This is a genomic window from Alienimonas sp. DA493, from assembly GCF_043951915.1.
GTDB lineage: Bacteria > Planctomycetota > Planctomycetia > Planctomycetales > Planctomycetaceae > Alienimonas.
Genome location: NZ_JBINJD010000199.1, coordinates 1 through 8198, shown reverse-complemented (window position 1 = coordinate 8198; position 8198 = coordinate 1). Strand labels below are relative to the sequence as shown.

Genomic DNA, 8198 nt, shown 5'->3' with positions numbered 1-8198 from the left:
CTGCGAACTGGCCGCCCGCCGCGGCGGGCGGGTCGGGTTCTTCCGGCCGATCGTCCGCTACGACGCCGCCCGCGATCCCTCCGTGCGGCTGGTCGTCGACCGCTACCTGACGAACGTCGACCCCGAGGCGCTGGTCGGCCTGAACCGGGAGCAGGCCCGGGCGTACCTCGCCGAGGACCGCGTGCCGGAGCTGATCGCCACCGTACTGGCGAAGTTCCGCGCCGTCCGCGACGGGCAGGTCGGCGCCACGGACGCGCCGCGGGAGCCCGACGACCTCGTCGTTGTGGAGGGCACCAGCTTTCAGGGGTTCGCCCCAACGCACGAGTTCGACTTGAACGCCGACCTCGCCGCGAACTTCGGCTCCGCCGTGCTGCCGGTGTTCACCGCCCGCGGCAAAACGCCCGCCGACCTGCGGGACGCGATCGCCATCGCCTTCGACCAGTTCGGCGACCGCGGCTGCGAGGTGCTCGCGGCGGTGGTGAACCACGTGCCGGCGTCGTGGGACCGGGCCGCCCGCGGCTCGCTCACCGCCATGAAGGCGGACGGCCCGCCGGTCTGGTTGCTGCCGGAGGATCGGCAGTTGACGCACCCCTCCATGGGCGAGATCGCCGTGGGGTTGGACGCCACCTGGCTGTATGGGCCGGGGGAGCCGCCCAGTTTGCGAGCGGACCGAGCGTCCTTCGCGGGGGCGGATCGGTCGGTGGGGCGGTTCCTGGTCGCCGCGATGCGGGTGCCGCACTTTCTCGAACACCTCTCCGACGGCGCGCTGGTCATCTGCCCCGGCGACCGGGACGATATTCTCTTGGCGAGCCTGGCGGGCGAGAAAAGCCGCACCGGCCCCAATATCGCCGGCGTGCTGTTGTCCGGCGGGTTGGCGCCCGGCCGGACGGTGGGGAGGTTGGTGGAGGGACTGGCCGGCGTGCCGGTACTGGGCGTGAACACCGACACCTTCACCACCGCGTTGAACGTCGCCGCGGTGCCGGCGGTGTTGTCGCCGGACTCCCCCCGCAAGATCGAGGCGGCGCTGGAACTGTTCGACGCCCACGTCGACACCGACGCCCTCGCCGAGGCGATCCGCGTCTCCGACCCGCGGCGGGTCACGCCGCTGATGTTCGAATACGAATTGCTTCGCCGGGCCGCCGCCCGGCGGAAGCGGGTCGTGCTGCCGGAGGGAACCGAACCCCGCATCCTTCAGGCCGCCGAGACGATCCTGCGGCGGGGCGTGGCCGACCTCACGCTGTTGGGCGACCCGGCGGCGATTCGCAGGCAGATCGCCGAATTGAAACTGGATGCCGCCCTGTTCGGGGCGGCGACGATCGAGAACCCCGCGGACTCCCCCCGCCTGGAGGAGTTCGCCGCGGAATATCATCGCCTGCGGCAGCATAAAGGCGTCACCCCGGACATCGCCCGGGACCGCATGACGGACGTCAGCTATTACGGCACGATGCTGGTGCATCTGGGCCTGGCGGACGGAATGGTCAGCGGCTCCGCCCACACCACGGCCCACACGATCCGGCCGGCGTTCGAATTCATTAAAACGAAGCCGGGCGTGGGAGTGGTCTCCGGCATCTTCTTTATGTGCCTGCCGGATCGCGTGCTGGTCTACGGCGACTGCGCGGTCGTGCCGAACCCGACGGCGGACCAACTGGCGGAGATCGCCGTCACCAGCGCCGACACCGCCGCCCGCTTCGGCGTGGTGCCGCGGGTCGCCCTGCTGAGTTACTCCACCGGCGAAAGCGGCTCCGGCGAGGACGTGGACCGCGTGCGGGAGGCGACCGCCAAGGCCCAGGCGATGCGGCCGGACCTGCCGATCGACGGCCCCATCCAGTACGACGCCGCCGTCGACCCGCAAACCGCGGCCTCCAAACGCCCCGGCAGCCCGGTCGCGGGACAGGCGACGGTGTTGATCTTTCCGGACCTGAACACCGGCAATAATACCTATAAAGCGGTCCAGCGGAGCGCCGGGGCGGTGGCCGTCGGCCCGGTGTTGCAGGGCCTCAACAAGCCCGTGAACGACCTCTCCCGCGGCTGCACCGTGCCGGACATTTTGAATACCGTGGCGATCACCGCGATTCAGGCCCAGGCCGCCGCGGATGAGGCTCAGGCCGCCGCCGGCGGTGCGTCCCCCGGGGCGGGGGGCGCCGCGTGACGGTCGAACTGCTCAGCGGCCGCTCGCCGATCGTCGAGTGCTCCTATCTGCCGGAGGAGCGGGCCCGGATGGGCGTGAAGCTGTTCGCGCAAATCTCCGCGGAGCACTACGCCAAGATGCTGGCCCGCGGCTGGCGGCGGCAGGGGGTAAGCTTCTTTCGCTCCGATTGCCCCGCCTGCAAGAAGTGCCGCAGCCTGCGGGTGGACGTGCGAAACTTTCGTCCGTCGAAAAGTCAGCGGCGCTGTTTGAAGCGCAACGCGCAGATCTCGGTGACGGTGCAACCCGCCGGAACGTCCGAGGAGCACGCCGATCTCTATAACCGCTGGCACGCGGATATGAGCGAGCGCCGCGGCTGGCGGCACGATACGACCACGCCGGAGGAGTACCGCGAGAACCTCGTCGGCCCCGGGTACGACTTCGCTCGGGAGTTTCTGTACCGCGACGGCGACAAGCTCGTCGGCGTCGGGCTGGTGGACGTCGTGCCGGGGGCGTTGAACAGCATTTATTTCTTCCACGACCCGGACTGGCGCCCGCAGGGGCCGGGCACCTTCAGCGCCCTGACGGAGATTCAATACGCCCGGGACACCGGCCGCGATTGGGTGTACCTCGGGTATTGGATCCCGGAGAACGCCTCGATGGCGTATAAAAATCGCTTCGCCCCGCACGAAATTTTGACGGAGCGGGTCGATCTGGAGGAGGCCCCGCCGTGGCGGGCGCCGGACGACGCCGCGTCCGCCGACGGCGGGGCGGCCCCGTGACGCCGACCGGACGGTTGCTCGCGCTGGCGGGATTGTGCGCCGTACCGTTGGCGGCGGGGGCGGTCTGGGCGCCGCTGGCGGACGTCGGCCTGTTGGCCGCGGCGCTGACGGCGGCGGCCGCGGCCTGGGACGCCTTCCGCTCCCCCGCGCCGGCCGCGGTCGCGGTGGAGCGGGAGGCGGCGGAGGTGTTCAGCGTCGGCGCCCCCAACCCCGTCACCCTGCACCTCACGAACCGCGGGCCGGAGTCGATCGTCGTCGAGGTTCAGGACTCCCCGCCCACGCCCTCCGCCGTCGAGGGTCTGCCGGCGACGGTCGAGTTGCCGGCGGGCCGCACCGGGGCGGTCGTCTACCACGTCACGCCGCACCTGCGGGGGCCGCGGCAGTTCGGGCGGACGTTTCTGCGGAGCCGCACCCTTTGGGGGTTGTGGGAACGGCACGCCCGGGTGCGGGAGGACCGTACGGTGCGGGTCTACCCCAACGTCCGGGCGGTGCGGGGGGCGGAGCTGCTGGCCCGGCAGAACCGCCGCACCGAGGGCGTGCGGGCCAGCCGCCTGCGGGGCCGGGGGCGGGAGTTCGACCGCCTGCGGGAGTACGTCCGCGGGGACGAAGTCCGGCAGATCGACTGGAAGGCGACCGCCCGCACGGGGGACCTCGTCTCCCGCGAGTACACCGTGGAGCGGAACCAGTCCCTGCTCTTACTGCTCGACAGCGGCCGGTCGATGTGCAACGCCGAGGGCGGCGTGACGCACTTCGACCGGGCGTTGAACGCCGCGGTGCTGCTGGCCCACGTGGCGCTGGGGCAGGGGGACACGGCGGCGCTGCTGGCGGCGGGGGCGGAGACGCGGCAGTGGGTCCCGCCGGTCCGCGGGGCGGCGGGGGTGCGGTCGCTGGTCCGGCAGACCTACGACCTCGCCCCCCGCTACGAGGCGAGCGACTACGGGGCGATGGTCCGGGAGGTCCGCACCCGGCACCGGCGGCGGAGCCTCGTCGTGCTGCTGACCCACGCCACGGACGACGTGCAACTGGCGGAGATCGCCCGGCACGTCCGCCCGCTGCGGTCGCCGCACCTGGTGCTGGTCGCCCTGTTGGAGAACAGCCCGCTGGCGGAGCGGGCCGTCGCCGTTCCGGCGGAGGGCGCCGCCGGGGACCGGGAGGCGTTTCGCATCGCCGCCGCCGCGGAGCTGCGGGCCCGCCAACGCCGCCGGGCCGCCGCCCTGGCCGCCGACGGCGTGCTGGTCGTCGAGGCGACCCCGGAGAACCTCAGCGCCGCGGTCGTCAGCCGGTATCTCGAGGTGAAGGCGAAACACCTGCTGTGACGGGCGTGCTCCCTGAACCTCGCCTGCCTCGCCGCCGGTCGGCGGCGCGGTGGCCGTGTGAGCGAAGCGTCCCGGACCCTCCAAGGGGCCGGGACGCTGGGCAACCTGAGTGGCGGTCGTCGGCGTCGCGATCTACTCCCGCCCGACCCAGTCGCCGCGGAGCCAGTCGGTGAGGAGCAGGATCTCGTCGCGGGTCAGCGTGTTCGAGGGGTCTTCCTCGCCGTCCACGGGGGCGTTGGGGGCGTAGAGGGGCATCGCGTTGTTCTCGCCGTAGAACCGCTCGTGGCCGGCGTTGGCAATGAAGTCGGCGAGCCACTCGCGGGAGCCGTAGCCGTCGAGGGTGACGGCGTAGCCGAACTCCTCCCCGGCGAAGTTGTGGCAGTCCGTGCAGGCGCCGGCGTCGTTCAGCCCTTCCTCGGCGCCGGTCATCAGGGCCCGGCCCCGCTCGGCCAGTTCGGGCAACGCGTCGGGGTCGAAGGTTTCGCCGCCGTGCGCGACGGCGATCGGCGGGCCGCCGTGCACCCGGGCGCCGGCCTCGGCGGCCATCGCGGCGGCGACGGCCTCGACGTCGTCCTCCAACGCCTTCGCCTCCTCGCTGCCGGGCTCCACGAACAGCCACAGCGCGTCCTTCACCCAGCCGGTCATCTCTCCCTCGGCGAAGGGCGTGCAGCCGAAGTAGGCGTCTGAGTCGACCAGCGCCGGGTCGAGCAGACCGCGCATCCAGCGGCGGGAGCCGAAGCCGGCGAGATTCGCGGCGTTGCACTCGCTGGCTTCGATCGAATGGTCCGGCCCCCACGATTCCACGGCCGGGCCGGTGTGGGCGTGGCAGGCGGCGCAGTGGGCGCGGAATAGTTCCGGGCCGCGGGTCTTCGGGTCGTTGGCCAGCAGAGAGGCGGGGCCGCCGGGGGGCACGCCGCCGTCGGCCAGTTCGGCCGCCCGCTCCGCCCGCACGTGGGCGGCCCGGCGGACCTCCAGGTAGTGCTCGTCCGCCCGGTCGCGGCTCATCGAGGCGACCGTCAGCACGCACCAGAACAGCAGCCCGCCGAAGACGATCAAATACCGCGCCGCCGCCCCGACCCGGTGGCCGAGCCGGTCGATCCAGGGCACGGCGGCGAGAATCAGGATCGCCAGCGTCGGCAGGGCGCCGGTGGCGAGAAACTCCATCTCCGGCGGGAAGTAGTTCCGCAATTCGAATAGGAAGCGGAAGTACCACTCCGGCCGCGGCATGCTCTCGACGCCCTCGCCCGGGGGGGCGTCCAGCGGGGCGGGCTGCCGGCCGGCCATGAACCAGAGCAGCCCGAACACCGCGGCGAAGGCCACGGCGTTGCGGAGCATCTGGTTCGGCACGTACGGCGTCTCCTCCGGGCTGTGCGCGTGGTTGACGGTGTCCGGGTTGCCGTTTGCCAGCGGGTCCTCCGGCCGCACGGTGCCCCAGCGGAGCAACTGATAAAGGTGGAACAGGACCAGCGCCGCCGCCGCCAGCGGGAGGAAGGCGACGTGTAATGCGTACAGGTGCGTGAGCGTCAGGTGCCCCGCCTGCGGACCGCCGAAGAGGATCTGCTTGAGTTGCGGCCCCGCCCCGGGGGTGCCGGCGAGGATGGCGCCCTCGACTTCAATCTGCTCGAACGCCTTTTGACTGCCGGACAGCGGGTTCCCGGTGACGGCCGCGGTCACCAGCAGGGGAAAGAGCAGCACGCCGCTGACCCAGGCCAGCTCCCGCGGGGAGCGGAACGCCGCGGACAGCATCAGCCGGCCGAGGTGCACGGCGAACGCGACGATCAGGGCGTGCGTCGCCCAGTAGTGCAGGCCCCGCAGCATCGACCCGCCGGGGGTGCGTTCGAGGTGGTGCACGCTGGCCCAGGCGGCGTCGGCGCTGGGGACGTAGCCGGTCATCAACGCCAGGCCGGTGGCGAACACCACGGCGAACAGCCCCAGGCAGACCGGCCCGGTAACGTACCGCCACCGCGCCCCGCCGGGGATCGTGCGGTTGGCGAACCAGGCGAACGCCCCGCGGTGCCCGGTCCGTTCGTGCACCCAGCCGCCGACCGCGGCGCTGCGTTCGGTCAGGGCGGCCTGCATCCAGCCCCGGCTGCCGGCCGACTCCGGCGGCGCGGTCTCGGGGCGCGCCGGTTCGGGCCGGGGGGGCTCCGAGGGGGGCGTGGCGTTCGCCGCCGGGGCGTTCGTCTCCGGCTCGCTCATACGACGTTCCGTTCGGCGGTGCCGATCTCAAAGCGCTGGTATTCGATCTCCACCCACCACAACCCGTCGTCGTCCTGGACCAGCGAGGTCGCCAGCGGGTCGAGGCCGCGGGGGCTGGGGTTGGCGCCGCCGTCCAGCTTCGGTTGCGGATCGCCGTCGAGGGCGAACACCGCCCCGTGGCAGGGGCAGATCAGGCCCTCGGCCTCGCGATCCGCGTCGGTCCGCAGCGTGCCGCTGACCTGGCAGCCGGCGTGCGGGCACACGCTGCTGAAGGCGTTCACCTCCACCTGGGGCGGGTCGACCTCCGCCGGCGAGGTCCGCACCACCCAGGCCCGGCCGACGGTGACGGCGGGGTGCCGCGTCCAGGCGTCCACGGCCTCGCCGGTGATCGGCACGAGCCGCGGCACGCCCGGTTTGAGGTCCGCCAGCCGCACCGCCCGGTCGCGGACCGGACCGGGGCCTTCGGCGGACAGCGGGGCCGCGAAGAACTTCGCCGCCGGCCAGGCCACCGCCGCGGCGCAGGCGGCGTAAATCCCCCGGGCGGCCCACGCGAGCCAGTTGCGGCGACCGGAGCGGGTCGCGGGAGAGTCCGTTACAGAGTCCGTCACGGGGGCGCGGCTTGGCGGGTCGAAAGGCGGGAACCCAAGGGGATCGGATGATGCGAGCGGCGGGCGGGACGGTCAACCGGGTCGGGAATCGTTGCGTCGACGCGGCCGAGCCGCGGTTCGGGGCCCTCGGATCGGTACGCCGCGATCCGTCCGGCGGGTACGGTGGCGGCGGGGGACCCGCCCACGCCAACCCGAACTCATGACCGCTTCGCCCTCGCCCTCGCCGTTCGCTCCCGTCTCGCCCTCGCGGCGGCAATTCCTAGGGGCGGCCGGGGCCGCGGGGCTGGCCGCCGTCGCGGCGCCATGCCGGGCGGCGAACGCCGGCGCCGGGGAGCGGCCGCGGTCGCTGCGCGTGATCGCCTACAACGTCTACGAGTGCACCGGCTGGCCGAAGGACCGGGAATTCGGCAAAAAGGCGACCGCCCTCGGCCAAATGCCGGCCCGCTTCGCGCAGGAACTGGCCCTGTACGAGCCGGACGTGGTGAATTTCTCTGAGTCGCCCCCGGAGGCCGTCGTCCGACAGATCGCGGAGCGGCTGGGCATGCGCTTCGTCACCTTCCCCAGCGGCGGGAAGTGGCCGGGCACGCTGCTGTCCAAGTACGAGATCGTCGACCCGCGGAACGCCCCGGTCGTCGGCGGGGAGCGGCCGGCGGACCTGTTCACCCGGCACTGGGGCCGGGCGACGGTGAAAGTGCCGGGGGGCGAGCCGCTGATCGTGCACTCCGCCCACCTGCATCCGGCGCCGGAGCCGGACGTGCGGCTGCGGGAGATCCCGGCGATGTTGGCTTCGATGCGGGCCGACCTGGAGGCCGGCCGTTCGATGCTGCTGATCGGCGATCTGAACCACACCCCGGACGTGGCGGAGCACACACTCTGGACCGACGCGGGTTGGGTCGACACCTTCGCCCAGGTCGGCGAGGGGCCCGGGCTGACGATCAAAGCCGACGAACCGACCCGCCGGATCGACTACGTCATGGCGGCGGGGCCGATCGCCGGGCAGGTCGTGGAGTCCCGGCCGCTGTTCGAGGGCGCCTTTCGCACCAACCCGGCCGACCCGCGGTCGTTCGCCCTGAGCGATCACCTGCCGCAGTTGGCGGTCTTCGATTTCGCGACGTGAGCCCGGAGCGCAAGCTCCGGCGGTGCGTTCCCCCCTCGGCTCCGCCGACGG

Annotated in this window: 6 protein-coding genes; 4 read left to right on the top strand and 2 right to left on the bottom strand. The window is 72.7% G+C overall.

Annotation, left to right across the window (positions count from 1 at the left end; translation table 11 throughout):
- The 3 genes from pta to ACG2DA_RS20365 all read left to right on the top strand — a co-directional run.
- Positions 1-2149 (top strand): phosphate acetyltransferase (gene pta / locus ACG2DA_RS20375; protein ID WP_395258212.1); only part of this gene is annotated, 2149 nt, incomplete at its 5' end.
- Complete coding sequence (locus tag ACG2DA_RS20370; RefSeq protein ID WP_395258211.1) at positions 2146-2907, top strand: arginyltransferase; 762 nt, start codon at positions 2146-2148, stop codon at positions 2905-2907. The genes pta and ACG2DA_RS20370, both read left to right, overlap by 4 nt.
- Positions 2904-4223 carry a DUF58 domain-containing protein gene (locus ACG2DA_RS20365; protein ID WP_395258209.1) on the top strand — a complete coding sequence of 440 codons (1320 nt, stop codon included), beginning with the start codon at positions 2904-2906 and terminating at the stop codon, positions 4221-4223. Before ACG2DA_RS20370 ends, ACG2DA_RS20365 begins: the two co-directional genes overlap by 4 nt.
- 132 nt (positions 4224-4355) lie before the next feature.
- Here the strand turns inward: ACG2DA_RS20365 and ACG2DA_RS20360 are convergent, their stop codons facing one another.
- Both ACG2DA_RS20360 and ACG2DA_RS20355 read right to left on the bottom strand, forming a co-directional pair.
- Positions 4356-6422 (bottom strand): cytochrome b N-terminal domain-containing protein, encoded by a 2067-nt coding sequence (locus tag ACG2DA_RS20360; RefSeq protein WP_395258208.1) that lies wholly within the window; start codon positions 6420-6422, stop codon positions 4356-4358.
- The gene (locus ACG2DA_RS20355) at positions 6419-7030 is read right to left on the bottom strand and encodes a ubiquinol-cytochrome c reductase iron-sulfur subunit (RefSeq protein ID WP_395258206.1); all 612 of its coding nucleotides are present in this window, start codon (positions 7028-7030) and stop codon (positions 6419-6421) included. The genes ACG2DA_RS20360 and ACG2DA_RS20355 overlap by 4 nt, the downstream gene beginning before the upstream one ends.
- Positions 7031-7229: 199 nt before the next feature.
- Between ACG2DA_RS20355 and ACG2DA_RS20350 the strand changes: the two genes are divergently transcribed.
- Positions 7230-8147, top strand: coding sequence for an endonuclease/exonuclease/phosphatase family protein (locus tag ACG2DA_RS20350; RefSeq protein WP_395258204.1), 918 nt, complete (start codon positions 7230-7232; stop codon positions 8145-8147).
- Positions 8148-8198: the final 51 nt, after the last annotated feature.